This is a genomic window from Micromonospora sp. NPDC023737, assembly GCF_040639715.1.
In the GTDB taxonomy this organism is placed as follows: Bacteria; Actinomycetota; Actinomycetes; order Mycobacteriales; family Micromonosporaceae; genus Micromonospora.
In genome coordinates, this window is record NZ_JBFAAL010000003.1 from 490,709 (window position 1) to 516,447 (window position 25,739).

24 protein-coding genes are annotated in these 25,739 nt (G+C 71.1%); 16 read left to right on the forward strand and 8 right to left on the reverse strand.

Annotation, left to right across the window (positions count from 1 at the left end):
* Positions 1–40: 40 nt before the first annotated feature.
* Together AB0F98_RS11120 and AB0F98_RS11125 are read left to right on the forward strand one after the other, a co-directional pair.
* Positions 41–325, forward strand: a complete 285-nt coding sequence (locus AB0F98_RS11120; protein WP_357732239.1) for a DUF4229 domain-containing protein — start codon at positions 41–43, stop codon at positions 323–325.
* A 77-nt stretch (positions 326–402) separates the two neighbouring features.
* On the forward strand, positions 403–879 hold the full coding sequence (locus tag AB0F98_RS11125) for a hypothetical protein (protein WP_357732242.1): 477 nt from the start codon (positions 403–405) through the stop codon (positions 877–879).
* Between the two features lie 54 nt (positions 880–933).
* Here AB0F98_RS11125 and AB0F98_RS11130 read toward each other — a convergent pair whose 3' ends face one another.
* Positions 934–2,295 carry a C39 family peptidase gene (locus AB0F98_RS11130; RefSeq protein ID WP_357732245.1) on the reverse strand — a complete coding sequence of 454 codons (1,362 nt, stop codon included), beginning with the start codon at positions 2,293–2,295 and terminating at the stop codon, positions 934–936.
* A 212-nt stretch (positions 2,296–2,507) separates the two neighbouring features.
* On the opposite strand from AB0F98_RS11130, the gene AB0F98_RS11135 reads away from it, so the two are divergent.
* The 4 genes from AB0F98_RS11135 to AB0F98_RS11150 all read left to right on the forward strand — a co-directional run bounded on the left by AB0F98_RS11135 (position 2,508) and on the right by AB0F98_RS11150 (position 7,588).
* The gene (locus AB0F98_RS11135) at positions 2,508–4,379 is read left to right on the forward strand and encodes a M14 family zinc carboxypeptidase (RefSeq protein WP_357732248.1); all 1,872 of its coding nucleotides are present in this window, start codon (positions 2,508–2,510) and stop codon (positions 4,377–4,379) included.
* Positions 4,380–4,744: 365 nt separating this feature from the next.
* On the forward strand, positions 4,745–5,680 hold the full coding sequence (locus tag AB0F98_RS11140) for an ABC transporter substrate-binding protein (RefSeq protein ID WP_357732251.1): 936 nt from the start codon (positions 4,745–4,747) through the stop codon (positions 5,678–5,680).
* A 31-nt stretch (positions 5,681–5,711) separates the two neighbouring features.
* Positions 5,712–6,809, forward strand: coding sequence for an iron ABC transporter permease (locus AB0F98_RS11145; RefSeq protein WP_357732497.1), 1,098 nt, complete (start codon positions 5,712–5,714; stop codon positions 6,807–6,809).
* Positions 6,806–7,588 (forward strand): ABC transporter ATP-binding protein, encoded by a 783-nt coding sequence (locus AB0F98_RS11150; protein ID WP_357732254.1) that lies wholly within the window; start codon positions 6,806–6,808, stop codon positions 7,586–7,588. Before AB0F98_RS11145 ends, AB0F98_RS11150 begins: the two co-directional genes overlap by 4 nt.
* A 181-nt stretch (positions 7,589–7,769) precedes the next feature.
* Here AB0F98_RS11150 and AB0F98_RS11155 read toward each other — a convergent pair whose 3' ends face one another.
* From AB0F98_RS11155 to AB0F98_RS11175, 5 genes are all read right to left on the reverse strand, one after another.
* Complete coding sequence (locus AB0F98_RS11155) at positions 7,770–8,537, reverse strand: VOC family protein (protein ID WP_357732257.1); 768 nt, start codon at positions 8,535–8,537, stop codon at positions 7,770–7,772.
* A 93-nt stretch (positions 8,538–8,630) separates the two neighbouring features.
* Positions 8,631–9,368, reverse strand: a complete 738-nt coding sequence (locus AB0F98_RS11160) for an ABC transporter permease (RefSeq protein WP_357732260.1) — start codon at positions 9,366–9,368, stop codon at positions 8,631–8,633.
* A gap of 13 nt (positions 9,369–9,381) precedes the next feature.
* Entirely contained in the window at positions 9,382–10,371 is a 990-nt protein-coding gene (locus tag AB0F98_RS11165) for an ABC transporter ATP-binding protein (RefSeq protein WP_357732263.1), read from the reverse strand.
* Between the two features lie 137 nt (positions 10,372–10,508).
* Complete coding sequence (locus tag AB0F98_RS11170; RefSeq protein WP_357732266.1) at positions 10,509–12,590, reverse strand: AAA family ATPase; 2,082 nt, start codon at positions 12,588–12,590, stop codon at positions 10,509–10,511.
* 385 nt (positions 12,591–12,975) lie between these two features.
* A complete protein-coding gene (locus AB0F98_RS11175) occupies positions 12,976–13,776 on the reverse strand; it encodes a carbon-nitrogen hydrolase family protein (RefSeq protein ID WP_357732269.1) in 801 nt (266 codons plus the stop codon).
* Between the two features lie 122 nt (positions 13,777–13,898).
* Between AB0F98_RS11175 and AB0F98_RS11180 the strand changes: the two genes are divergently transcribed.
* Genes AB0F98_RS11180 through AB0F98_RS11190 form a run of 3 tightly spaced genes read left to right on the forward strand, consistent with a single transcriptional unit; the run spans position 13,899 to position 16,731 of the window.
* Positions 13,899–14,480, forward strand: a complete 582-nt coding sequence (locus tag AB0F98_RS11180; protein WP_357732272.1) for a metalloregulator ArsR/SmtB family transcription factor — start codon at positions 13,899–13,901, stop codon at positions 14,478–14,480.
* Positions 14,481–14,523: 43 nt separating this feature from the next.
* On the forward strand, positions 14,524–15,843 hold the full coding sequence (locus AB0F98_RS11185) for an MFS transporter (RefSeq protein ID WP_357732274.1): 1,320 nt from the start codon (positions 14,524–14,526) through the stop codon (positions 15,841–15,843).
* 33 nt (positions 15,844–15,876) lie between these two features.
* Positions 15,877–16,731, forward strand: coding sequence for a menaquinone biosynthesis protein (locus tag AB0F98_RS11190; RefSeq protein WP_357732277.1), 855 nt, complete (start codon positions 15,877–15,879; stop codon positions 16,729–16,731).
* Between the two features lie 108 nt (positions 16,732–16,839).
* Here the strand turns inward: AB0F98_RS11190 and AB0F98_RS11195 are convergent, their stop codons facing one another.
* Together AB0F98_RS11195 and AB0F98_RS11200 are read right to left on the reverse strand one after the other, a co-directional pair.
* Positions 16,840–17,778 (reverse strand): serine hydrolase, encoded by a 939-nt coding sequence (locus AB0F98_RS11195; RefSeq protein ID WP_357732280.1) that lies wholly within the window; start codon positions 17,776–17,778, stop codon positions 16,840–16,842.
* Positions 17,778–18,761, reverse strand: coding sequence for a hypothetical protein (locus tag AB0F98_RS11200; protein ID WP_357732283.1), 984 nt, complete (start codon positions 18,759–18,761; stop codon positions 17,778–17,780). The genes AB0F98_RS11195 and AB0F98_RS11200 overlap by 1 nt, the downstream gene beginning before the upstream one ends.
* 383 nt (positions 18,762–19,144) lie before the next feature.
* Between AB0F98_RS11200 and paaA the strand changes: the two genes are divergently transcribed.
* The 7 genes from paaA (at position 19,145) to AB0F98_RS11235 (ending at position 25,694) form a co-directional block, all read left to right on the forward strand.
* Entirely contained in the window at positions 19,145–20,215 is a 1,071-nt protein-coding gene (gene paaA / locus AB0F98_RS11205) for a 1,2-phenylacetyl-CoA epoxidase subunit PaaA (RefSeq protein ID WP_357732286.1), read from the forward strand.
* Complete coding sequence (gene paaB, locus AB0F98_RS11210) at positions 20,212–20,496, forward strand: 1,2-phenylacetyl-CoA epoxidase subunit PaaB (RefSeq protein WP_076469106.1); 285 nt, start codon at positions 20,212–20,214, stop codon at positions 20,494–20,496. Before paaA ends, paaB begins: the two co-directional genes overlap by 4 nt.
* A complete protein-coding gene (gene paaC / locus AB0F98_RS11215) occupies positions 20,493–21,218 on the forward strand; it encodes a 1,2-phenylacetyl-CoA epoxidase subunit PaaC (RefSeq protein WP_357732289.1) in 726 nt (241 codons plus the stop codon). Before paaB ends, paaC begins: the two co-directional genes overlap by 4 nt.
* Positions 21,219–21,252: 34 nt before the next feature.
* Positions 21,253–21,726, forward strand: coding sequence for a 1,2-phenylacetyl-CoA epoxidase subunit PaaD (gene paaD / locus AB0F98_RS11220; RefSeq protein WP_357732292.1), 474 nt, complete (start codon positions 21,253–21,255; stop codon positions 21,724–21,726).
* Positions 21,723–22,832 (forward strand): 1,2-phenylacetyl-CoA epoxidase subunit PaaE, encoded by a 1,110-nt coding sequence (paaE, locus tag AB0F98_RS11225; RefSeq protein ID WP_357732295.1) that lies wholly within the window; start codon positions 21,723–21,725, stop codon positions 22,830–22,832. Before paaD ends, paaE begins: the two co-directional genes overlap by 4 nt.
* Before the next feature lie 118 nt (positions 22,833–22,950).
* Positions 22,951–24,135, forward strand: a complete 1,185-nt coding sequence (mqnC, locus tag AB0F98_RS11230; RefSeq protein WP_357732500.1) for a cyclic dehypoxanthinyl futalosine synthase — start codon at positions 22,951–22,953, stop codon at positions 24,133–24,135.
* A gap of 272 nt (positions 24,136–24,407) precedes the next feature.
* Positions 24,408–25,694, forward strand: a complete 1,287-nt coding sequence (locus AB0F98_RS11235; protein WP_357732297.1) for an LPXTG cell wall anchor domain-containing protein — start codon at positions 24,408–24,410, stop codon at positions 25,692–25,694.
* Positions 25,695–25,739 lie beyond the last annotated feature (45 nt).

The following is a 25,739-nucleotide window of genomic DNA, read 5'->3' on the forward strand; positions in this document are numbered from 1 at the left end:
TCGCCGGACCGACCGGCGGAGCGGGAACGGAGTGGTGCAGGTGAGCGCGGCGGTCAAGTACACACTGGGGCGAATAGGACTGTTCGTCCTCGTGTTGGCGGCCCTCTGGCTGGTCGACATCAACGTCTTCCTGAAGCTGATGTTGGCGTTGGTCTTCTCCGCCGCACTCTCGTTCTTCCTGCTCAAGGGCTGGCGGGACGAGATGGCCGAGGAGATGGCCGGCGCCGCGCAGCGCCGCCGCGAGGAGAAGCAGCGGCTGCGCTCCGCGCTGGCCGGCGAGGACGAGCCGAGCGAGGGTGAGCGGCCGGACGGTCAGCCTCGGTAGTCGGTCGCTGGTGACGGTGGAAGCCGGGAAGAAAACGGGGTAACGCGGCCGGGCCCGTCCCGCTAACCTCTGCCGCCGTGGGGATCTTCAGCAAGATCAGTGACTGGCGGGGCAAGTTCTTCGTCTGGGTCGGCCTTCCGATCATCGCCGTCATCGGGTTCGTGACGGGCACCGGCGACCTCGTGCCGGCCTGGCAGGCGCACGGCGGTGGCGGCAGCTCTGGCACCTTCACGGCGGTGCATCAGGAGTGTTCCCGGCGTAGCTGCACCTGGTACGGGGACTTCACGGCCGAGGCGGGCACTACACGCAAGGACGTGATCCTCTACGACGCGCCGGACGCGCTCTCGGGGGGTGAGACCGCGCCGGCCCGGGACACGGGCGCGAGCGACGGCGTCTTCTCCGCCACCGGTGGTTCCACCTGGCTGCTTGTCACCGGGCTCACCCTGGCCGGCCTGGTGGCTGCGGTGGCCTGGGTGATAGTCATCCTGCGGGCGGTCCGACGGCGCCGTGAGCAGACAGACGAGGCGGTCCTCGCCTCGACCGGACTGAACTGAACCTACGGGCGAGCTCGGCACGGTCGACCGCGACCGTGCCGGGCTCGTCCGCTGTCACCAGTTGGTCGAGCCGGGCACGTGCGGCCAGGGCTTGTTGACCGGCTTGATGAGGTACGCGACGCCGCCGGAGCCGCCGGAGACGCCGCCGCTGGCGTTGATCCGCTTGGTACGCAGCCAGATCTGCTCGAACTGCTCCCGCTGGTAGACGTTGCGCACCACCTCGTTGCTGGACGAGGCCGGGTCGTTGACGATGACGTCGCCGTCCGAAGTGAAGCCGACCACCACGAACAGGTGGCCGGAGGTGCCGTAGTTCGCTCCGTCCAGTTCACTGGCGAGGAAGGACTGGCTGGTCACGACCGGGATTCCGGCGGCGATGAAGCGTTCCACCTCGTCCAGGGAGTGCAGCCGGGTGACCCGTCCCTCCAGTCCGGGGAAGCTGGCGGCGTACGCGGTGTTGAACGGCCAGTTGCCCGCGCCGTCGTACGCGTAGTCGAAGGTCATCCGCGCCGCGTGGTTCACGGTCGGGTCCGGGTAGGTCGGGTCCACCCAGGCGGTGTCCGCCTCGGACGGCTTCCGTCCCCAGTACTCGATCACCATTTCGGTGGAGGTGGGCGAGCACCACGCCTCGCCGCCGCCGTCGTACTCGGGGTAGTGCCCGGCGTGCACGTTCTGCGAGTACCGGGGCACCGGCAGCTCGACGCCCCAGGCGATGTGCCCCTCGCTCGGTGTAACGGTGAACCGGTCCGGGACGTTCGAACTCATCGCCCCGAGCATGTGCACCACCGGCGCGGCCGCCTGCCCGGGCGCCCGGTAGAGGGTCAGCCGCAGCTGGTACGAGCGCAGCAGCACCCCGGCGGACGCGTCGTCGATGCTGAACGTGTCGGTCCAGATCGTCGACCACGGGTCGCCCTGGCTGTTGACGGTGGTCCGCTTGACGTCGGCATCACCGGAGGACCAGCGTCCCATCACGTACCACGGGGTCTTGTCGCCGGTGTTGTAACCGCCCTGGAGCTCGACCTGGATCCAGGTGCCGGCGGGGGTCTCGGCGTTCCAGGAGGCGACCAGTTCGGTCGCGTCGAAGCCGACCGCAGTGACCGGGGAGGTCCAGGTGGCGTACTCCCAGGTGCGGGTGACCCCGGTGTGCGGGTCGGTGTAGTCGGTGGTGCCGGCGGGCCGGGCCAGGGTCAGGCCGGGGCGGGCACCGGGTACGGCACGGGTGCCGGAGTGGCTGCCCCGCCGCCAGTCGGGGTAGCGGGACCAGTCGTGGAAGGTGACCTGCTCGTCGTGGCTGATCGGCCGACCGGTCGCCTGGACGGTCGCGGTGGGGGAGACCGCGTTCGCCGGTGCGGCGGTGCCGAGGAGGGTGAGCGCGGTGACGCCGGCGAGGGCGGCCACGCTCAGGCGTGATCTGACCATGGGTGCTCCGCGGGGGTGTGGTCGGGCATCGTCGCCGGTCAGTCTCCCGCTCGCAGAGAAGTTTCGCCATATCTACATGGATGGAAAATCGTTGCCGGGGTGATGATCAGCCTGGCATGGAATAGACGATGATCGATATTGATATGACCATGTGACGGGTGGTGGAGTGTGCTCCACCGAGCGGGATCTCCCGCCCCCCGAGGAGGTTGTCCATGGCCTTCCGTACACCCATCCGTCTCCGTCGCGCCCTGGCGCTCGCCGTCGCCGCCGGCCTGGGGCTCGTCACCGTCGCCACCGCGCCGGTCTCGGCGCGCCCGGCCCCGGAACCCGGCGGCTCGGCCGCCGCTGCCTACCGGGTACTCGGCCCGCGTACCCTCGCCGACCGCAACGCGGTGGCGCGGACCGGAGCCGCCATCGACTACAGCGAGCACGGCGTGCTGCACGTCTCGGCCACGACCGCCGCGGCCGCCGCGATCACTCGGCTGGGCTTCCGGCTGGAACCGGACGCCGCGCCGCCGGTACGCGACCACGGCGAGGTCGGCACCCTCGCCTTCCCGCCCGCCGACTCGAACTACCACGACTACGCGGAGCTGACCGCCGTGGTGAACCAGGTCGTCGCGGACCACCCGACGATCGCCCGCAAGCTCAGCATCGGCAACTCCTACCAGGGCCGCGACCTGACGGCCGTGAAGATCTCCGACAACGTGACCACCGACGAGAACGAGCCGGAGATCCTCTTCAACGCGCAGCAGCACGCCCGCGAGCACCTGACTGTGGAGATGGCGATCTACCTGCTGAACCTCTTCACCGACGGGTACGGCAGCGACTCCCGGATCACGAACATCGTGAACGGCCGGGAGATCTGGATCGTGCCGACGGTGAACCCGGACGGCAGCGAGTACGACATCGCCACCGGCTCCTACCGCTCCTGGCGCAAGAACCGGCAGCCGAACAGCGGCTCCTCGGCGATCGGCACCGACCTGAACCGGAACTGGGGCTACCAGTGGGGTTGCTGCGGCGGCTCGTCCGGCTCGACCTCGTCGGAGACCTACCGGGGCCCGTCGGCGTTCTCCGCCCCGGAGACGCAGGCGCTGCGGAACTTCGTCGACAGCCGGGTGGTCGGCGGGGTGCAGCAGATCAAGGCCAACATCGACTTCCACACGTACTCGCAGCTCGTGCTCTGGCCGTACGGCTACACGACCGCCAACACGCCGAGCGGGATGACGGCCGACCAGTACAACACCTTCGCCACCATCGGGCAGCAGATGGCGGCCACGAACAGCTACACGCCCGAGCAGTCCAGCGACCTCTACATCGCCGACGGCACCAGCATCGACTGGATGTGGGCGGCGCACGGCATCTGGGCGTACACCTTCGAGATGTACCCGGGGTCGGCCGGCGGCGGCGGCTTCTACCCGCCCGACGAGGTCATTCCCGCGCAGACCTCTCGCAACCGGGAGGCCGTGCTGATGCTCAGCGAGTACGCCGACTGCCCGTACCGTGCGATCGGCAAGCAGGCGCAGTACTGCGGCGGCGGTGGTGGCGGCACCACGGTCTGGTCGGACACCTTCGAGACGGCGACCGGGTGGACGATCAACCCGAACGGCACGGACACCGCCACCGCGGGCGCCTTCGAGCGGGGCGCCGCGCAGGCCACCACGTCCGGCGGAGCCAAGCAGCTCACCCCGTACGCCGGCAGCAACGACCTGGTCACCGGCCGGCTCGCCGGCTCCGCGGCGGGTGACTACGACCTCGACGGCGGGGTGACCAGCGCCCGGTCGCCGGCGGTGACGCTGCCGTCCAGCGGCACGCTCACCCTCTCGCTGTCCTGGTACCTGGCGCACGGCTCGAACTCCTCGTCGGCCGACTACCTCCGGGTGAGCGTGGTGCACAACGGCGGCACCACCACTCTGCTCAACCAGGCCGGGGCGGCGACCAACCGCAACGGATCCTGGGCGGTGGCGAACCTGAACCTCACCCCGTACGCCGGGCAGAGCGTACGGATCCTGGTCCAGGCGGCGGACGCCTCGGGCGCGAGCCTCGTCGAGGCGGCTGTGGACAACGTCACCATCACCGCCTCCTGAACCGGTGGGGCCCCGTCGCGCCCCCGGCGGGGCCCCACCCGTCCACCCAAGGATCGGGGCAATTCGGTAACCAGCGGCCGATCGGCCCGACCTCCGGGCAGTCGGACGATCGACCTACCTGGATGGGTTCCTTCATCGATGGGGCCTGGTCGGCTGGTGCGCTACGGTCTTACCGACCGTTCCCAGCGAAGCCGGTGTGACTCCGGTGCTGTCCCGCAACTGTGATACCCCTCCGCACGCGGAGGGGACGAGCCAGGTCGCCTGCGGATCGGTCGCGACCCGCGCTCTCGAGGAAGGGCGCCTCGCGGACGGGCGATGTGTCCCTGTCGGCGAAGCACCACGCTCCTCGACCGACAGGAGGACCGATGTCCAGACGTACCCCTCGGCTGTTCGCCGCGACCCTCGCGATCGCCGCGCTCGCCCTCGGCGCCTGCGCAGACAACACCGACGACGCCCCCGAGGCCGGCGCCGGCCAGTCGGCCGCCGCCTTCCCGGCCACCGCCGGCAAGGTCACCCTCGACCAGCGTCCCGAGAAGATCGTCTCCCTCACGCCGAGCGCGACCGAGATGCTCTTCGCCATCGGCGCCGGCCCGCAGGTGATCGCGGTCGACAACAACTCGAACTACCCCGCGGACGCGCCGAAGACCGACCTCTCCGGTTTCCAGCCGAACGCGGAGGCGATCGCCGGCCGGAACCCCGACCTGGTGGTGATCTCCGACGACCGAAACAAGATCGTCGACCAGCTCGCCAAGCTCAAGATCCCGGTGTACCTCACGCCCGCGGCGACCACCCTCGACGACACGTACCAGCAGATCAGCGAGCTGGGCACGCTCACCGGGCACCCCACCGAGGCGGCCGACCTCACCCAGCGCATGCGCGACGAGATCGCCAAGCTGGTGAAGGACCTGCCGCAGCGGCCGGAGAAGCTCACCTACTACCACGAGCTGGGCACGGAGCTGTACAGCGCGACCAGCAAGACCTTCATCGGCTCGCTCTACGCGATGGCCGGCCTGGAGAACATCGCCGACCCGTCGGACGCCGACGGCAAGAACGGCGGCTACCCGCAGCTCTCCCAGGAGGTCATCGTCAAGGCCGACCCGGACTTCGTCTTCCTCGCCGACACGAAGTGCTGCCAGCAGAACGCCGACACGGTCAAGGCGCGCGCCGGCTGGTCCGGGATCACCGCGGTGAAGAACAACCAGGTGATCGCGCTCGACGACGACATCGCGTCCCGCTGGGGGCCGCGCGTGGTCGACCTGCTCCGGTCGATCGTGGACGCCGTCGCCAAGGTGCCCGCGTGACGGAGCACCGTCGGTGACCAGGGTCGCACCCGTGACCCCCGACGCGCCGCCCGCCCGGCCGGTCGGGGCGCCGACCCCGTCCCGGCCGGCCGGCCTGCGACCGGGCTGGCTGGCCGCCGGGGTCGTCGCGGTGCTCGTCGCGCTGGTGGCCGGGGTGTCGCTCGGCCCCGTCACCATCCCGCCGGGCAGCGTCGCCGCCGAACTGCTCAACCTGCTGCCCGGGGTGCACCTGGACAGCGGGCTCAACGAGCGGGAGATCGCCATCGTGACCGAGCTGCGGCTGCCCCGCGTGGTGCTCGGCCTGCTCGTCGGCGGGATGCTCGCCCTGGCCGGTGGCTGCTACCAGGGCGTGTTCCGCAACCCGCTGGCCGACCCGTACCTGCTCGGCGTGGCCGCCGGGGCGGGCCTGGCGGTGACCGCGGTGATCGCCCTCGGCGGAGCCGGCACGGAAGGTGCCCTCACCGGCCTGCCGCTGACCATCCCGCTCGCCGCGTTCGCCGGCTCGCTGGGCGCGGTGGCGTTGACCTATCTGCTCGGCGCGGCGGGTGGCCGCAACCGTTCCCCCGCCATGCTGATCCTGGCCGGGGTGGCCGTCTCCGCGTTCCTCTCCGCCGGGCAGACCTACCTGTTGCAACGGCACTCCGACAGCATCCAGGCGGTCTACTCCTGGCTGCTCGGCCGGCTCGCCACCGCCGGCTGGCACGACGTGCTGCTGGTCCTGCCGTACGCCGTGCTCACCGCCGTCGTGGTGCTGCTGCACGGCCGGGAACTGGACGTCCTGTCGGTCGGTGACGACGAGGCGAGCAGCCTCGGCCTGCACCCGCAGCGCTCCCGCTACCTGCTGATCGCCGCGGCCTCGCTCGGCACCGCCGCGGCGGTCTCCGCCACCGGCCTGATCGGCTTCGTCGGCATCATCGTGCCGCACACCGTGCGGCTGCTCGCCGGATCGAGCTACCGGGTGATCCTGCCGCTCTCCCTGCTCTTCGGCGCCGCGTTCCTGGCGCTCACCGACGTGGCGGCACGTACCGTCGCCGCACCCGCCGAGATCCCGATCGGCGTGGTCACGGCCCTGCTCGGCGGCCCGTTCTTCGTCCTGGTCCTGCGCACCGCCCGGCGGGTGCTCACGTGAGCGCCGCACCCGCCGTCGAGGTGCGTGACCTGCACGTCACCCTGGACCGCACGCCGATCCTCGCCGGCATCGACCTGACCGTCTCCGTCGGCGAGTGGGTCACCGTGATCGGCCCCAACGGCGCCGGCAAGTCGACCCTGTTGCGTGCCGTCGGCGGGCTGCTGGCCGCGCCGGGCGCCGTCACTCTCTTCGGTACGCAAATCGAGTCGCTGCGCCGGCGGGACCGGGCCCGGGTGGTGGCCACGGTGGCGCAGTCCCCGGTGGTGCCGCCCGGCATGTCGGTGCTGGACTACGTGCTGCTCGGCCGCACCCCGTACATCCCGTCGCTGGGGCGGGAGTCGGCCGCCGACCTGGCCGCCGTGCACGAGGTGCTGGCGCGGCTGGACCTGACCGGATTCGTACGGCGGGAGCTGGCGACCCTCTCCGGCGGTGAACGACAGCGGGTCTTCCTGGCCCGGGCGCTCGCCCAGGGTGCCACGCTGTTGCTGCTCGACGAGCCGACGAGCGCGCTGGACATCGGCCACCAGCAGGAGGTGCTGGACCTCGTCGACCAGTTGCGCCACGAGCATGGGCTGACCGTGGTCGCCACCATGCACGACCTCTCGATCGCCGGCGAGTACGCCGACCGGATGGTGCTGCTCGCCGCCGGTCGGGTGGCCGCCGTCGGCACCCCCCGGGAGGTGCTCACCGAGCGACTGCTCGCCGAGCACTACAAGGCCAGCGTCCGCGTGGTCGACGGCGACCACGGCCCCCTGATAGTCCCCGTCCGCCGCCGCTGACCCTGCTCCGCAGCTCCTCGCTGCCGGGCGCCGCTGCCCCTCGGCCGTCGCTGTCCCACGACCGTCGCTGTCCCACGGTCATGATCGCGCTCGATCCTCGATGTAGTGCCCTCCCCGCCGCGTCGAGGCCACTACATCCTGGATAGAGCGTGATCATGCGGTGCGGGTGCGGGGTGGGCGGTCAGGGGGTTCCTACGTCGATGACCGAGAAGAGGGCGCCTTGGGGGTCGCGTAGGGCGGCGAACCGGCCGGTCGGGATGTCCCTCGGCGGTACCAGGATGGTCCCGCCCAGCGTGGCGGCCCGGGCCGCGGCCGCATCGGCGTCGGCGACCGCGAAGTAGACCGTCCAGTACGCCGGCAGGTCGTCCGGGAAGTCGTCGGCGAGCGGAGGCATCATCCCGGCCACGATCTGCGCGCCGAGCCGCCAACCGGTGTAGGTCATCGAGCCGACCAGCTGGTCGTCCGGCTGCCAGCCGAAGACCAGCTCGTAGAAGACCTTGGCCCCCTCCGGGTCGGGGGTGACCAACTCGTTCCAGGCCATCGCCCCCGGAATGTTGAAGACCTCGCCGCCGGGCATCGCCAACGGTTGCCAGACGCTGAACGACGCGCCGGACGGGTCCGCGAAGACCGCCATCCGCCCACGGTCGAACACCTCGAACGGTGGTACCACCACCTGCCCGCCGGCCCGCTCGACCCGCCCGGCGACCAGGTCGGCGTCATCGGTGGCCATGTAGGTCGACCAGATCGGCACCTGGTCGGGGATGGCCGGCGGACCGGCCCCGGCGACCGCGCGCCCCTGTAGCTGGAAGACCGTGTAACCGCTCGCCTCGGGCTCCGGCGCCACCCGTCCGGTCCAGCCGAACAGCTCCGGATAGAACCGCCGCGCGTCGGCCAGGTCGGGGGTGGCCAGGTCGGCCCAGCAGGGCGTACCCGGCGGGACGGTGTTCACGGCGACCCCTCTCGGCTCGGGGCGACACGACGTCTCCCTTGCCGGAATCCTGGCACCGCCCGACCGACGTACGGGGCTGAAACGGGCGAATCGTCAGCTGAACCGGCGACCCTCGTCCCGCCGGTACGCCCAGACAGCCAGCGTCGCCAGCGCCACCACCCAGACGCCCAGCATGGTCAGCGACAGCGGGTGCGCCGGGTAGTCGCCGACGGTCGCCCACATCAGCTCGACCGCGCCCCGGGTGGGCAGGTACGGCGCGATCACCTCGATGAACCCCGGTGCCTCGTCCGGGGCGGAGAGCAGGCCACCGCCGAAGGCGAGCGGGAAGAAGATGATCTGCGCGACCACGATGGCCGCCTTGCTGGGCAGCGAGTAGCCGATGGCGAGCCCCATCAGCGTGAACGGCACCGACACCACCGCCACGGTGCCGATGGCCAGCAGGAACGCCATCGGGGTGATCTGCGCGGCGGTCAGTGTCGCACCGATCACCACCACCGGGATCAGCGAGAGATAGGTGAGGACCAGCCCGGCCAGCACCCGACCGGCGAGCCGGGGGCCCGGCCCGGCGGGCAGCGTCCGGGTGTACGGATCCCAGGGCTGGGCGCGATCCTCGGCGACGCCGATGCCGTACTGGAAGATGTTGGCGCTCATCACCGCGAAGGTGACCATCGCGGCGGTGGCGTACGTGGCGCCGACCGCGTCCTTGCCGGCGAACGGCACCACGAAGAAGAGCATCGCGGCGGCGGGGAAGAACGCGCTGCCGACGACGGCGATCGGGATCCGGACGGTCTCCAGCAGCTGGTACCGGGTGTGGACCAGGGTGAGTTGCATCGCGTCCCCCTCCTCAGGCGGTGGCCGGTCGGCCGCCTGTGGCGGCGGTGGTGGACTCGTCGTCATCGGCGGCCGGTCGGCTCCCGACGGTCACCGGGCCGTCGCCAGGGCGGGGTGCGGGAGAGCCGCCACGCGGCGAGTCCTCGGCAGTGATGGCGAGGAACGCCTCCTCCAGCGAGGTGGGGCGTACCTCCAGGTCGGTGAAGCCGACCCCGGCGGTGACCAGGTCCCGCACCAACTGGTCGGCGTCGGTGGTGAGCAGGTGGTTGCGGCCGTCGATCAGCTCGGCCCGTACCACGCCGGGCAGCGCCGGTAGGCCGTCGGCGACGAAGCTGACCCGACGGACGCCGACCACGGAGCGGACCGCGTCCACGCTGTCGTCGGCGAGCACCCGACCGTGCCCGATCACCACGACCCGGCTGGCCAGCGCCTCCACCTCCTCCAGGTAGTGGCTGCTCAACAGAACTGTCCCGCCTTCGGCGTGGAAGGCGCGGATGGCGTCCCAGAGGGTGCGGCGTGCTTCGACGTCGAGGCCCGTGGTCGGCTCGTCGAGCAGCACCAGCCGGGGCCGACCGACGAAGGCCAAGGCCACTGCCAGTCGCCGGCGCTGGCCGCCGGAGAGACCACCGGTCTGCCGTCGGACCTGGTCGGTCAGCCCGAAACGGTCGAGCAATTCGTCGCGCGACACGGGATCGGCGTAATGCGCGGCGGCGAAGTCCACCACCTCGCCGACGCGCAACGTGCCGGGCAGGCCGGTCTCCTGCGGCGTCATGCCGAGCTGCCGGCGCGGCGCCGGGTCGCGAGGGTCGCCGCCGAAGAGCTCCACCCGGCCGGACGTGGGGCGGCGCAGACCGACGATCAGGTTCATCAGGGTGCTCTTGCCGGCGCCGTTCGGCCCGAGCAGCCCGACCATCTCGCCGGCACGGACGGTCAGGTCGACCCGGTCGAGGGCCAGCACGTCGCCGTAGCGGCGGGAGACCTGGTCGGCACGCGCCAGGATCATGCGGTTCTCCTTCGTGGATACCGTGAATCTCTGCCGACTCTCTGTCTACTCCGCCGGTGCCAGTCCCGCTGTCCCTGAGCAGGGTGTCGGCGACTCCGCGTGCGCGCCTCGCCCGGTCCAGGCCCGGCCGCGGCCGTTCAGCCGGCCAGTGCGGCCGGCAGCGGCTCCCGGTGCAGCACAGCCAGCCGGGACACCGCCCGGGTCAGCACGACGTAGAGCCGGTGCAGGCCGCGTGGCTCGGCGGCCACGATCGCGGCCGGCTCGACGACCACCACGTGGTCGTACTCCAGACCCTTCACCAGCGTCGCCGGCACCACGGTGACCCGCGCCGCGGTCGACACGTCGTCGGCGGTCGCGGTCTCGACCCCCGCGTCGGCGAGCGCCGCCCGCAGCTGCTCCACCGCGTCGTCCGCGGCGATGACACCGACCGAGCCGTCGTGCGTGAGCGCCGCCCGCACCTCGGTCACCGTCGCTTCGGTCAGATCCGTGACCGTACGTACGTCGAGGCCGCCGTCACGACGTAGCGACTCGGCCGGCGGGACGTTCACGGCGAGTGCCGGGAGCAACCGGTTCGCGAACGCGACCACGGCGGCCGGTACCCGGAAGCCGACCGTCAACGGAACCACCACCGCGTCCGGCTTGCCCAGATGGGCGAGGGTCTCGTGCCAGTCGGTGGCGGCCCAGGGGGCGGTGCCCTGGGCCAGGTCGCCGAGGAGGGTGATCGACGCGTGCTCGCTGCGCCGTGCGATGGCCCGGCACTGCATCGGCGAGAGGTCCTGCGCCTCGTCGATGACGACGTGGCCGAAGCCGGCGGGTCGCTCGATCAGTCCTGCGGCCTCATCGATGAGGACCGCGTCCGCGGCTGTCCACCGGGTCGCCTTCGCGGTGCGCGGAGGCTTCGCCCAGGTCAGCTGCGCCTGCTCGGCCTCGGTGAGCAGACCGTCCGCCGCGGCGGCGAGTGCCGCCGGGTCGGCGAGCAGGGTGTGCACCAGGCCCTCGGGGGTGACCGCCGGCCAGACCGCGTCGAGGAAGGTGGTCACCGGCTTCGACTTCGCCATCCGGCGCAGCCAGGCGTCGCTGGGCGACTCGGCGCGGCGCGCCTCGGACTGCCGTTGCAGCAGGCTGACCACCCGCGCCCGGACCCGCTCGCGGCCGACGGCGTACGGCAGCTTCTCCTGGCGGGTCTCCTCGAGCACCCGAAACAGCGGCTCCAGCCCGATCCGCCAGCGGAACGAGCCGTCGGACACCATGATCGGCTCGGTCGGCTCCCCGATGTGGATCTCGAGGGCGCGGCGCAGCACCTCCGCCAGCCGTACGTCGTGCTTCAGCGTCGCCGTGGTGACGTCCTCGACCGCGCGCACCGGCACGCGGGCTAACAGGTCCTCCACCGTGGACTGCTCCACCTCCACCTCGCCGAGAGCGGGCAGCACCGCCGCGATGTAGGACAGGAATGCCCGGTTCGGCCCGACGATCAGCACACCGGACCGGTTCAGCCGCTCCCGGTGCAGGTAGAGCAGAAAAGCAGCCCGGTGCAGCCCGACCGCGGTCTTTCCGGTTCCCGGCGCCCCCTGCACGCAGATCGAGTCGGCGAGGTCGGCTCGGACCAGCTCGTCCTGCTCCGGCTGGATGGTGGCGACGATGTCCCGCATCGGCCCGACGCGGGGGCGTTCGATCTCGGCGGTCAGGATCCGGCTCGCGGTGCCGAGTTCCTCGCCCCGGTCCAGATGCTCGTCCTCGAAGCTGGTCAGCGCGCCGGTGCTGAACCCGAACCGCCGGCGGACGGTCACCCCCTGCGGGTCCCGGGCGCTGGCCCGGTAGAACGACCGGGAGACGGGGGCCCGCCAGTCGATCACCATCGGCTCGCCCAGTTCGTCGGTGACGTGCCGCCGTCCGACGTGGTACACCCCGACGACCTCGTCGTCGGGTCCGGCGTCGTCGCTGTGCCGGCGGTCGGCGGTCCCGCCGAAGTCCAGCCGGCCGAAGAAGAGCGGGGTGGTCGGATCGTCCGCCAGTTCCTTCACTCGCCGGGCCATGTGGCGGCCCAGCTGTTCGGCGGTGTACGAGTCACCGGCGACCTTGTCGCCGGTGGAGAAGAGGGCCTCCGCGCGTTCCCGCATCCGGCGCAGCGCCGCTCGGGAACTCTCCAGGTGGGCTCGTTCCGACGACAGCTCGTCATCGAGGCCGGCGGGGTCGTTCGACGTGTGGGCAGCAAGGGTCATCCGAGGCGACCTTCCGGTGCGTTCGTGTGATCGGTTGACCTGGGCCGCCCGGCGCTCCGTCGACGCGGTGCCGGCTGTGCCCGTAGGCAGGAGGCGCGCGTCAGCGCGCGCGGTCGTCCACCCTACGCCTCGACGCCGCCGACGCCGAGTGATTTCCCGGCCCGATCCCGCCGGCCGCCGTGCAGTCGCCGTGCCGGCCGCCTTGATCCGGGCACCCGTCCTGCGCGGACACGTCTGCGCGTCCCGCCTGACGGCCATGCCGGTGAGGTTGATACCTCTCAGGCATTTTTATGCCCCAGAGGTATCAACCTCGTGCTGATGTCTACTGCTCGGGGCCAACCGGCCAACCGGCCAACCGGCCAACCGGGCTGCAGGGCCACGGGCGTCAGGCATGATCGCGGGCGTCGGGTCGGTACCGCAGGTCGACCACGTCCCGTCGCTGTTGGTCGAGGGTCCAGTCCGAGACCTCGGCCAGGTCGACGGTGACCCGGAGCGTGCCCGCCTGGCCGGGCGGCAGCTCGGCGAGCACCTCGCCCCGTGGCGACACGACCATGGTCGGGCAGTGCTGGCGGGGATCGGCGAGGTTCACCGAGAAGACGAACCGCTGGTTCTCGGCCGCTCGGCTGATCAGGTGGCTGCGCCAGACACCGGGGGTCGCCTCGGGACTGGCGGCGTTGGTGAGGTAGACGAATGCCTGCGCGCCCGAACGCGCCAGGTGCTGCCACTGCTCGGGGTAGCGGATCTCCCGGCACAGCTGCACGCCGACGGCGAACTCCCCGTCGGGCTGACGTACCTGCCGCGTGGGCAGCTCGGTACCGGCCCGGAGCGCCGCCGCCCGCTCGTTCACCGCGAGGTTGATCTTCCGGTAGACCCATCGCCCACCGGACGGCGGGAAGTGCAGCGCGACGTTCCACCAGCCGCCCTGCTCCGGCAGGAGTGAGCCGCAGAAGATGTGGACTCCCCGATGTCGTGCCAGTTCGGCGACCCGCTCGATCGCGTCGGCGAGGTGGGCCTGGTCGAGCGTGGCGAGTGGCGACAGGTCCGGTGCGTATCCCGAGATGGCCCCCTCGGGTAGCAGCACGAGGTCGTCCGGTTCGCTCTCGGCCACCACCGCTTCGATGGACGCGAGATTTGTACTGATGTCCCAGGGCGTCGGGATCTGACCGATGGTCGCGCTGATTCGCATCGTCCCTTCCTATCGGGTCGGTGACGAGGCGCGTCGTCGGCGGGGGGTGAGTTGTCGGGCATCGTCGTCGCGCTGGGAGGGGCGGACGGCGAGGTGGGGCAACGGCCGGGATCATGGGGGGTATGACCGAGCCGCCTGCCGAGCGACGTGGGCTGAGGATCAGCGACCCGCAGGTGATGCGGGCGCTGGCCCATCCGGCCCGACTCGCGATCATGGAACACCTGAGTGCGCTCCAGGAGGGCGCCACGGCCACCGAGTCCGCCGAGGTCGCCGGCCTGTCGCCGAGTGCCACCAGTTATCACCTGCGGGAGCTGGCCAAGGCCGGCCTCATCGAGCCGGCGCCGAGCCGTGGTGACGCGCGGGAGCGGATCTGGCGGACCGTCAGCTCCAGTTGGACGGTGGACGCCGGTCGGGACGCCGAGCCGGAGGCGGTGGCGGCGCAGACCGCGCTCGTCGAGGCGTTCCTCGCCGTCGAGCTGGAGCGCAGCCGCAACTGGTTGCGGCGCGCGTCTGCCGAGCCGCCCGAGTGGTACGACGTCGCCCGGCTCTTCGACAGCCAGCTACTGATCACCGCGGCGGAGCTCGCCGAGCTGAACGGTGCGGTGGATCGGCTGCTGGAGCCGTACCGCAAGCGGACGCGTACCGATCCGCCGTCCGACGCCCGGACCGTCTCGATTCACTACAAGGCGCTGCCTCTGGAGTGAACAGGGGTTGCCCCGAGCACTTGTGAAGGATTATTTTCGAAGTATGTCCTTCACAAGTGCTCCCTCGCGCTGGTCAGACGTCTGGCTCGTCACCGCCGCCCGCGGCATCTCCAGCTGTGGCGACTTCCTCGCCGCGAGCGCGCTCACCCTCACCCTGCAGAGCGCCGGGGCCGGCGGCCTGGCCGTCTCCGGCCTGCTGCTGGCCGCGACCCTGCCGCTGGTGGCGCTGGCCCCGCTGACCGGGCGGCTCGCCGACCGGGTGGACAGCCGCACGCTGCTGGTGGTCGTCGGTCTGGCACAGGCAGTCATCTGCCTGGCGCTCGCGCACACCCCGCACCCGGCGCTGGTGATCCTCCTCGTCGGGCTCCTCGCCGCCGGTCTGGCGGTGACCCAACCGGTGCTCGCCGCCCTGGTGCCCGCGATGGTCCGGCCGACGGACCTGCCCCGCGCCAGCGCCCTGCAACAGTCGGCCGGCACGCTCGGCGTGCTCGCCGGCCCGGCCCTCGCCGGAGTGCTGGTCGGCGGGTTCGGGGTACGCCTCCCGTTGCTGATCGACGCGGCCAGCTACCTCGCCCTCGTGGGGGCCGGGCTCCTGATCCGTACCCGGCGGGGCGGCCGCAGGTCGGCGCCGGGAAGCGAGGTCGGCAGCGACGGTGCGACACCTGACTGGCGGCTGCGCCGCGATCCGCTGCTGCTCGCCACCGTGGTCGCTGTGGCTGGGGTGATCGGCGCGGTCGGTGCCATCAACGTCGTGGAGGTCTTCTTCATCCGCGAGACGCTGCACAGCACGACGACGATGTACGGGCTGGTGACCGGTTGCTGGACGCTGGGTGTCCTGGCCGGTGCGTGGATCTTCGCGCGGGTGGCCGGGCGCCTCCGCGGCGACGCGGCGCTCGCGGGCGGCAATCTCGCACTGCTCGGTGGATGCTGCCTGGCCGTCCTAGCGTCGGCGGCCGTGCCGTCGGCGGCGTTGCTGGTGCCGATCTGGTTCGTCGGGGGGATCTGCAACGGAGGCGACAACGTCTTCGGCAACGTGCTGCTGGCCCGTCGGGTGCCCGAGGCGGCCCGCGGTCGCGCCTTCGCGGTGTACGTGGGAGCCGTGCAGGGCGCGTCGATGGTGGGCTATCTGGCAGGCGGGTTCCTGCTCGAACTGCTCGCCCCCCGGCCGTTGGTGGTCGCCGCCGGGGTCGCCGGCTTGATCGCGGTCGCGGTGCTGGCCGTACCTCTCTCCAGGGCGGCGCGGGCCGAGCGCGACGGTCGGGTCCCGGTCGGGAGCGGTGGGGAGGCGCCGGCCCCGGAGGAGCGGGCGGAGGCGGCACGCGTGCCGGATGCGGGGTTGGCCACTCCCACACCGGGCCGCTGAGCCGACGCCCGCGGGCGGGGATACGGTCAGGGCATGGCTGCTGATCGCATCGCCCGCCCTCGGGTCGGGCACATCCAGTTCCTGAACTGCCTCCCGATCTACTGGGGGCTGATGCGATCCGGAGCGCTGATCGACGTGGACCTGTACAAGGACACGCCGGACCAGCTGAACTCCGCGCTGGTCGCCGGCGATCTGGACATCGGGCCGATCTCGCAGCTCGAGTACCTGCGGCACGCCGACGAGCTGTTGCTCCTGCCGGGCCTGGCGGTCGGCAGCGACGGGCCCGTGCTCTCGGTAAACATCGTCTCCACCCGGCCGCTCAACGAGCTGGACGGTGCCCGGGTCGCGCTCGGCTCGACCTCGCGGACCGGTGTGCTGCTCGCGCAACTGCTGCTCGGCGAGCGGTACGGCGTGCGCCCCGAGTACTTCCGCTGCCCGCCGGACCTGACGCAGATGCTGCTGGAGGCGGACGCCGCGGTGGTGATCGGTGACGTGGCGCTGCGCGCGCTCTACGAGGCGCCGAAGCGGGGCCTGGAGGTCACCGACCTCGGGCAGGCCTGGCGGGATTGGACCGGGCTACCGATGGTCTTCGCGGTCTGGGCGGTACGCCGCGATTTCGCGGCTGCCCACCCAGGCCGGGTCAAGGAGGTGCACGAGGCGTTCCTGCGCTCCCGTGACCTCTCCCTGACGGAGCTGGACCAGGTCGCCGAGGCCGGTGCCCGTTGGGAACCGTTCGACGCGGAGACCCTGGCCACGTACTTCCGGACCCTGGACTTCTCCCTCGGTGAGCGGCAGGTCGCCGGCCTGCGCGAGTTCGCCCGGCGGGCCGCCGCCCTCGGCGAGGCGCCGGAACTGCCGGCGGACGGCCCCGCCTTCTTCGCCGGCTGACCACTCGGGACGTGGCCGCCGCTCGGTGCGGTCCTTCCACCTCTTCGACGAGAGACCGCCCTGGCCATCGCTGCGGCCAGGGCGGTCTCTCGTTCGGTTCTCGATGGGTCAGGTGGCGTCGCGGAGCAGGGCTTCGGTGATCTTCTGGCAGTTCTTCATGCCGTAGTCGTAGCCCATGTCGATCGGGTACTTGACCATCACGCCCATCGTCCAGGTGTCGCCGATGGCCAGGCAGTTGATGTGCATCTCCTGCTCCCTGGTCCGGTCGATCCACCCGTTCTTGATGGCGATCTGCTTCCGTTCGGCGGCCGGGAACGCCTTCCGGATGCCGAAGTCACCGGTACCGCGGACCTCGCGCATCTCGTTGAGCAGCCAGTCGGTCCACTCAGGGCCGGCGGCCTTGCCCTCGGCGATGCAGTTGCCGAGCCGGGCCACGTCCCGGGGGGAGAGGGCGGTACGGCTCCAGCCGCCGTCGGGGGCGACGCTGCTGTCCGTGAGGCCGCACATCGAGATCGCGCGCTTGATCGAGGCGGCCCGTCCGACGCTGTCGTAGAACTGCTCGGCCCTGGTGTTGTCACTGTCCCGGATGATCAGCGTGGCGTCGGCGAGTTTGGCGTCACTCGGCTTCTGCCCCTTCTCGTCGGCCCGGCGCAGGTAGTCGGCGACGACCCAGGACTTGATCAGCGAGGCGGTGGTGCTGGTCTCGTCCATGGTCTTCGATCCGATGATCTCGCCGGTCCGCCGGTCCAGGACGGCCCACCCGTACCAGCCCTCGATGTCGAGGTCGAGGTCCTTGGCCTCGAACGGCAGCGGTGGCAGGGAGGGGCTGGGGCTCGGCTCCGCCGAGGGCCGGGTGCTGCGGTCGCCGGGTGCGTTGGTGGCCCGTGTGCCGTCGCCGGCGCCCGCGCCCCACGTCGCTGCGGCCTGGGACACGAACGGCGAGCCGGGCAGCAGGCGCAGCGACACGAGCACCAGGCCGATGAGGATCACCGCGACGGCGATCAGCCGCAGCGGGGACGCGTCCCGGCTCCGCCGGTCGCCGGCCATCAGAGCTTCCCGACCGGCTGCTGCGGCACCTTGAGCACGGCGCCGGGCTGCGGAGTCACCAACTGGGTGGCCACGCTGGCGCAGGCCTTCGCGCCGTAGCTGAGGCCTTCCTTCTGCGGGTAGCGCAACATCACGGCGAGACTCCACTTGCCGGTGACGGCGAGACAGTTGACGTGCCAGTTGCCGTCGTAGTTGAGCGGGGTCCAACCGTTCTTGATGCTGACCGGACCCTGCGACTTGATCGACGCGGGCAGGCCGTCGATGATCCCCCACTTGCCGCCGCCGGACTTCTCCTGCTGGTCCTTCACGCTGCCGCGGACCTTGCTCATCTCGGTGAGCACCCACTTGGTCCACTGCGGGCCGGCCGCCTTGCCGTCGGCGATGCAGTCGCCGAGCCGGACGGCGTCCCGCGGCGACATCCGGGTGAAGCTCCACCAGCCTTCCCAGGGCGGCACGTTGCCGCGCTTGGTGTCGGTGAGGCCGCAGATGCTGATCGCCCGCTTGATCACCGGGCTCGGCTGGCCGTTCGGCAGCTTCTGATACGAGCCGCCGGCGGCGTAGTAGACCTTGTTGGCCGCGTCGTCGTTGCTGTCCCGGATGGCGAGGCTGGCCGCCTTCAGCATGTCGGTCGGAGGCTTCTCGTCATCGAGCTGGCGCAGGTAGTCGCTGACGATCCAGGCTTTGATCATCGACTCGGTCGAGCTGGTCGAGGCCATGTTCTTCGACCCGGAGATCTTGCCGGTCTTCCGGTCCATGAGGGCCCACGAGAAGAACTCGCCGTCGAAGTCCACCGTGACCGGGCCGGCGGCCAGGGTCGGCGGTGGCGGTGGAGTGGGTGCGGGCGCGGCGACACTGGCCCCGCCACCCCCACCGCTGCTGCCGCCGTCGCCGCTGGAAAGGCGGGCGTAGGCGGTCGGAACGATCAAGGCGCTACCGAGGAGGACTGCCGCGACGGCGAGCACCATGGTCACGCGGGAACGCATGAGTGGGTGAACTCCAGATGTAGGGGCCGGGGGGACCGGCTTTCTGTCAGGACGGACCGGTTGATCGCCCAGGCCGGGGAGGGTCCACAGCCCGTGGGGACGGCGATCGTCGCCAGCCGATCGGTGTGACGTCGGAAGTCTACGTCCGCAACTGCGATATGCCAGAACCTGGCACCTGGCAAGTTGCCGTGAAGACGGGATATCGAACCGTTATGCGACTTGTGGGGGCATTCATGATTCTTTTGGAGGGCACGTTATCCCGACTGTCCGTAAAAGTTCCGTAAGTGGGGCGCGCCTCGACTGACGATCCGATTCGGAAGATGTGCTCGGATTCCTATTACACCCCCTGGTGTATCCGGTCGTGAGCTGTAACACTTGTCGTCATGTATGGCAACGACTTCGGCGCCCCGGAGGAGGCATCCGGCGGCGGCCTGCTCGGTGAGGTCGAGGCGGCCGAGGCCGCCCTGCGGGAGGCGGCGGCCCGACAGCGGCGGGGTGCGCCCGCGTCCGACGACGACCTGGCGGGGTTCTTCGCCGAGGTCGTCGAGGCGGACCAGAAGATCGAGCCACGCGACTGGATGCCGGAGGCGTACCGCAAGACGCTGATCCGGCAGATCGCCCAGCACGCCCACTCCGAGATCATCGGCATGCAGCCGGAAGGAAACTGGATCAGCCGGGCGCCGTCGCTCAAGCGCAAGGCCATCCTGCTTGCCAAGGTCCAGGACGAGGCCGGGCACGGGCTCTACCTCTACGCCGCCGCCGAGACCCTCGGGATCAGCCGCGACGAGCTGGTCGACCTGCTCCTGAACGGCCGGCAGAAGTACAGCTCGATCTTCAACTACCCCACCCTCACCTGGGCGGACGTCGGCGCCATCGGCTGGCTGGTCGACGGCGCTGCGATCGTCAACCAGGTGCCGCTGTGCCGGTGCTCCTACGGTCCGTACGCCCGCGCGATGATCCGCATCTGCAAGGAGGAGTCGTTCCACCAGCGGCAGGGTTACGAGATCCTGCACACACTTTCCCACGGCACCGCTGAACAGAAGGCGATGGCCCAGGACGCGCTGGACCGCTGGTGGTATCCGTCCCTGGCGATGTTCGGCCCGCCGGACGGCGAGTCGACGCACTCCACGCAGTCGATGGCCTGGAAGATCAAGCGCTTCTCGAACGACGAGCTGCGCCAGCGCTTCGTCGACATGTGCGTCCAGCAGGCCGAGATCCTCGGCCTGACCATTCCCGACCCCGACCTGCGCTGGAACGACGAACGGCAGGCGTACGACTACACCCAGCCCGACTACGACGAGCTGATGCGGGTCATCAAGGGCGACGGGCCGTGCAACCGGCAGCGGATGACCCACCGCCGCCAGGCCCACGCCGACGGCGCCTGGGTACGCGAGGCCGCCACGGCGTACGCCGCCAAGCGGGCGGCGGAGAACAAGGAGAAGGTGGCAGCGTGACCGATCCGTCGCCTCTGTGGGAGGTCTTCGTCCGGGCCCGGCGTGGGTTGTCGCACACCCACGTCGGCAGCCTGCACGCCCCGGACGCGGAGCTGGCCCTGCGCAACGCCCGCGACCTCTACACCCGACGGCAGGAGGGTGTGTCGATCTGGGTGGTGCCGGCGAGCGCGATCACCGCGTCGAGCCCGGACGAGAAGGACGCCTTCTTCGACCCGGCGGCCGACAAGGTCTACCGCCACCCCACCTTCTACGAGGTGCCGGACGGGGTGGCGCACCTGTGAACGGCCCCTTCGAATTCACCCTCGGCCTCGGCGACGACGCGCTGATCGCCGCGCAGCGGCTCGCCGAGTGGACCACCCGCGCCCCCGAGATGGAAGAGGACATCGCGCTGGCGAACATCGCCCTCGACCAGCTCGGCGCGGCCCGGCTGCTGCTGACGTACGCGGGTGAGCTGGAGGGCGCCGGCCGGGACGAGGACGCGCTCGCCTACCTGCGCGACGACCGGGAGTTCCGCAACTGCCTACTGGTCGAGCAGCCCAACGGCGACTTCGCGGTCACCATGGCGAAGCTGCTCTTCCTGTCGGCGTACCAGCTGCCGCTCTACACCGCGCTCGCGGAGTGCGCCGACGAGCGGCTCGCCGCCATCGGGTCCAAGACGCGCAAGGAGTCGGCGTACCACCTCGATCACGCCTCGCTCTGGGTGAAGCGGCTCGGTGACGGCACCGAGGAGTCGCACCGCCGGATGCAGGCGGCGGTCGACCAGGTCTGGCCGTACGTCGCGGAACTCTTCGCCGCCGCCCCCGGCGCGCCGGTCGACCCGGCCACCCTGCGGCCGGAGTTCGACGCGACCGTGGCGGCCGTGCTGACCGAGGCCACCCTGACCCGGCCGGAGACCGGCTGGGCGCCGGCCGGCGGGCGGGACGGCGTGCACACCGAGCACCTGTCGTACCTGCTCGCCGAGATGCAGGTGCTGCACCGTGCCCACCCGGGGGCGAAGTGGTGAACAGCCCCGCGGTCGTGGACGGAGGGTGGCGGCGGTGAATCCGAGGGAGGCCGCGGCAGCGGTGGTGGACCCGGAGATCCGGGTTCTCACCATCGACGAGCTGGGCATCCTGCGGTCGGTCGACGAGGACCCGGCGACCGGCCGAGTGGTCGTCACCATCACCCCCACGTACACGGGCTGCCCGGCGATGGACGTGATCCGCGCCGACATCCGCCGCGCGCTGACCGCTGCCGGCCATCCGGACGCCGAGGTCCGCACCGTCCACGCCCCGGCGTGGAGCACCGACTGGATCTCCGAGTCCGGCCGGGCGAAGCTGGCCGCCGCCGGCATCGCGCCGCCCCAGCCGGTGCGCGCGCCCGGCGTCGTACCGCTGACCCTCTCGGTGCGCTGCCCCCGCTGCGGCTCGCCGGAGACCGAACAGCTCAGCCACTTCGGCTCCACAGCGTGCAAATCGCTCTGGCGGTGCCGCTCCTGCTCCGAACCCTTCGACCACCTGAAGGCGCTGTGACAGTCACCATCACCCGGCCGGTCCGTCGCCGGCCCGTCTTCCACCCGCTTCCGGTCGCCGCCGTCGACCGGCTCACCGACGACGCCGTGGCGATCACCTTCGCCGTGCCCGAGGAGCTGCGGGACACGTTCGCGTTCCGCGCCGGGCAGCACCTGACCGTCCGGCGTGCCGCCGAGGACGGCACCGACGTGCGCCGGTCGTACTCGATCTGCTCCACCCCGGACGACCTGGTTCGGCACGGCCGGCTGCGGATCGGCGTGCGGGAGGTGCCCGGTGGCGCATTCTCCACGTTCGCCTGCGGAGTGCTGCGTGGCGGCGAGACCGTCGACGTGCTGCCCCCGCTCGGCCACTTCACGTCCGCGTTCGACCCGGGCCGCGCCCGCCACTACGGCGCGATCGTGGCCGGCTCCGGCATCACCCCGGTGCTCGCGCTGGTCTCGACCGCGCTCGCCGTGGAGCCGGCCAGCACCTTCACCCTGGTGTACGGCAACCGACGCACGAACACCGTGATGTTCGCCGAGGAACTGGCCGACCTGAAGGACCGGTACCCCACCCGGCTGCACCTGGTGCACGTGCTCTCCCGGGAACAGGGCGAATCGCCGCTGCTCTCCGGACGGATCGACGCCGACCGGATGGTCCGCCTGCTGGAGACGATCGTGCCGGGCGAGCGCGTCGAGGAGTGGTTCCTCTGCGGCCCGTACGGCATGGTGGTCGACGTCCGGGAGACGCTCGCCGCGCGTGGCGTTCCGGAGTCGGCGGTGCACACGGAACTGTTCCACGTCGACGGCCCGCCGGAGCCGCCGCGCCGGCCGGTGGACGAGGCCGGGGCCGGGACGGAGGTGACGATCGTGCTGGACGGCCGCTCGTCGAGCCTCACCATGCGTCGGGACGAGCGGGTGCTGGACGCGGCGCTGAAGGTCCGCGGCGAGCTGCCGTACGCCTGCAAGGGCGGGGTCTGCTCGACCTGCAAGGCGAAGGTGGTGGAGGGCGAGGTCGAGATGGCCCGCAACTACGCCCTGGAGCCCGACGAGATCGCCGCCGGCTACGTCCTGACCTGCCAGTCGAGTCCGGTCACCGACAAGCTGGTCGTCGACTACGACGCGTGAGGGCGACCTCTCGTCCCGTGGGTCGCGTCGGCGACCGACCCGCCGGCCCCGAGACGCGTCGCGGGCCGGAACGCCCGTCCAGAGCGCTCTGCGCCGGTCGGCGTAGGCTCGGGGTGTGATGGTGAGGGAGATCGACGACATCCTGCAGCGTGGCGCGGACGGCGGGCGGATCACGCCCGAGGAGGCTCTGCTTCTCTACACCGACGCGCCCTTCCACGCCCTCGGCGAGGCAGCCGACGCGGTGCGCCGCCGGCGCTACCCGGACAACATCGTCACGTACCTGATCGATCGCAACATCAACTACACGAACGTCTGCGTGACGGCGTGCAAGTTCTGCGCCTTCTACCGGGCGCCGAAGCACAGCGAGGGCTGGACCCACTCGACCGAGGAGATCCTGCGTCGCTGCGGCGAGGCGGTCGACCTGGGCGCCACCCAGGTGATGCTCCAGGGCGGGCACCACCCGGAGTACGGCGTGGAGTACTACGAGGAGCTCTTCTCCGCGGTCAAGCAGGCGTACCCCCAGCTGGCGATCCACTCGATCGGTCCGAGCGAGATCCTGCACATGGCCAAGGTCTCCGGAGTGAGCCTGGACGAGGCGATCGCCCGGATCAAGGCGGCGGGGCTCGACTCGATCGCGGGCGCCGGGGCGGAGATGCTGCCCGAGCGGCCGCGCAAGGCCATCGCCCCGCTGAAGGAGTCCGGCGAGCGCTGGCTGGAGGTCATGGAGCTGGCGCACCGGCAGGGCCTCGAGTCCACCGCGACGATGATGATGGGCACCGGCGAGACCAACGCCGAGCGGATCGAGCACCTGCGGATGATCCGCGACGTGCAGGACCGCACCGGTGGCTTCCGCGCGTTCATCCCGTGGACGTACCAGCCGGAGAACAACCACCTGAAGGGGCGTACCCAGGCGACCACGCTGGAGTACCTGCGCCTGATCGCGGTGGCCCGGCTCTTCTTCGAGACCGTGCCGCACCTGCAGGCGTCCTGGCTGACCACCGGCAAGGACGTCGGCCAGCTCTCGCTGCACATGGGAGTGGACGACCTCGGCTCGATCATGCTGGAGGAGAACGTCATCTCCTCGGCCGGGGCCCGGCACCGGTCCAACCTGCACGAGCTGATCTCGATGATCCGTACGGCCGGTCGGATCCCGGCCCAGCGGGACACTCTCTACCACCGGCTCGCCGTGCACTGGACTCCGGCGGACGACCCGACCGACGACCGGGTGGTGTCGCACTTCTCCTCGATCGCCCTCCCGGGTGGGGGTGTCGGGAAGTCCCTACCGCTGGTCCAGGCCAACTGAGGCGTGCTGCCCGCCCCGTCCATGTCGGCCGGTCCGGGGTGAACGAATTCCCGCGAGTTTTCCGGCGGCCCGGGGCCGCCGATCGCGGATGATGCCGAAGCGAGTGGGTGCGGGCGGGATGGTTGACCATTCCCGCCCGCACCGTTCATCCGACCCTGGACGGACGGATGAATTCGCAGCGTGGGCGCTGGCGCGACACATCGGCGTTCGATAACGTCCGCTCGGGTTCGTGAAGCACTTCTTCGATTTCTCTCCTCACCCCCGGGGGACCGATGAGACAGTTCCACCGATCCGCGTTCGCGCGCATCGGCACCGTGGCCATGGTCGTGGCCGGTGGCCTCGCCACCGTCGCCACCCAGGCGCACGCCGCCGACCAGGCGGAGCTGCAGCTGATTCCGTTGAGCTACGAGCTGGCCAAGGGCGTCAAGGAAGCCAAGGCCAAGCCGTTCAAGTTTCAGGTCAACAACACGAGCACGGTCGACGCCAAGGACGTCCGGGTCACCGTCGACATGAAGAAGCTCAAGGAGCACAAGGTCGGCGTCGTGATGCCTCCCGGGTGCGACGCGACGGGCGAGAACGTGTTCAGCTGCCCCCTCGGTGACGTCCCCGCGGGCACCACCGAGGACTTCGGCATCCCGCTCTTCTCGACCGGGGCTCGCGGGGCGGCCGGCAACCTACGCGTGACCATCACGGCCGCCAATTCGGACGGGGACGAGATCGCGCACCGGATCACCGTCGCCAAGCCCGGCTACGACCTGACCTCCTGGGTGCAGGACGTCCAGGCGAACGTCGTGGTCAACGGCGCGGTTCGGGATGAGCCGGACCTGAAGCCGGTGCCGCGTGGTGAGACGGTGCCGCTGGACTGGGCCGTCTACAACGACGGGAGTCGCAAGGCGACCAGCATCGCCTACGGCATCGCGCTGCCGCTCGGCGTGACGTTCGCGCAGCTGCCGGAGAGCTGCGAGGTCGCCGACCCGGAACTCGTCGGTGGTGGCGCGCAGGCGTACTGCGAGGACTCCGGCGCGGTGCTGGCACCGGGGCAGTACTACACCGCTGATGTCCGGGTGAAGGTCGGCGAGGACGTCACCGAGGCGCTGCTCCGCCCGGGCATCCTCTGGGCCGAGGGCGGGGTCGACGGCACCGAGGGGCAGCCGGAGGAGACGCCGCAGATCGCGAGCGAGACGCAGCGCAAGGCGTTCACCGAGACCGATCAGGGCGACAACACGGCACTGTTCGACGTCTTCGTGGATCTGTCGGCCCAGCCCACGCCGACCCCTTCGTCCACCGTCACGCCGACCCCTTCGCCCACCGTCACGCCGAGCGGCGAGCCGACGGCGACCCCGAGCCCGGGCAGCACGGCGACCACCACGCCGGCACCGGGCGCCGGCGGTGCCGGCGGTGGTGGTGCTGACGGCGGCCTGCCGGTGACCGGCGTGCAGGTCAGCCTGATCGGTGGCATCGGCGGGGCGATCCTGCTGACCGGTGGCGCGCTGCTGCTGATGTCGCGGCGGCGCCGGGTCGTGCTGGTGACGCCGGGCGACGAGAAGTCGACCGACTGACGCGTACCGCTGGAAGGGGCGGGGTGACGCACGTCACCCCGCCCC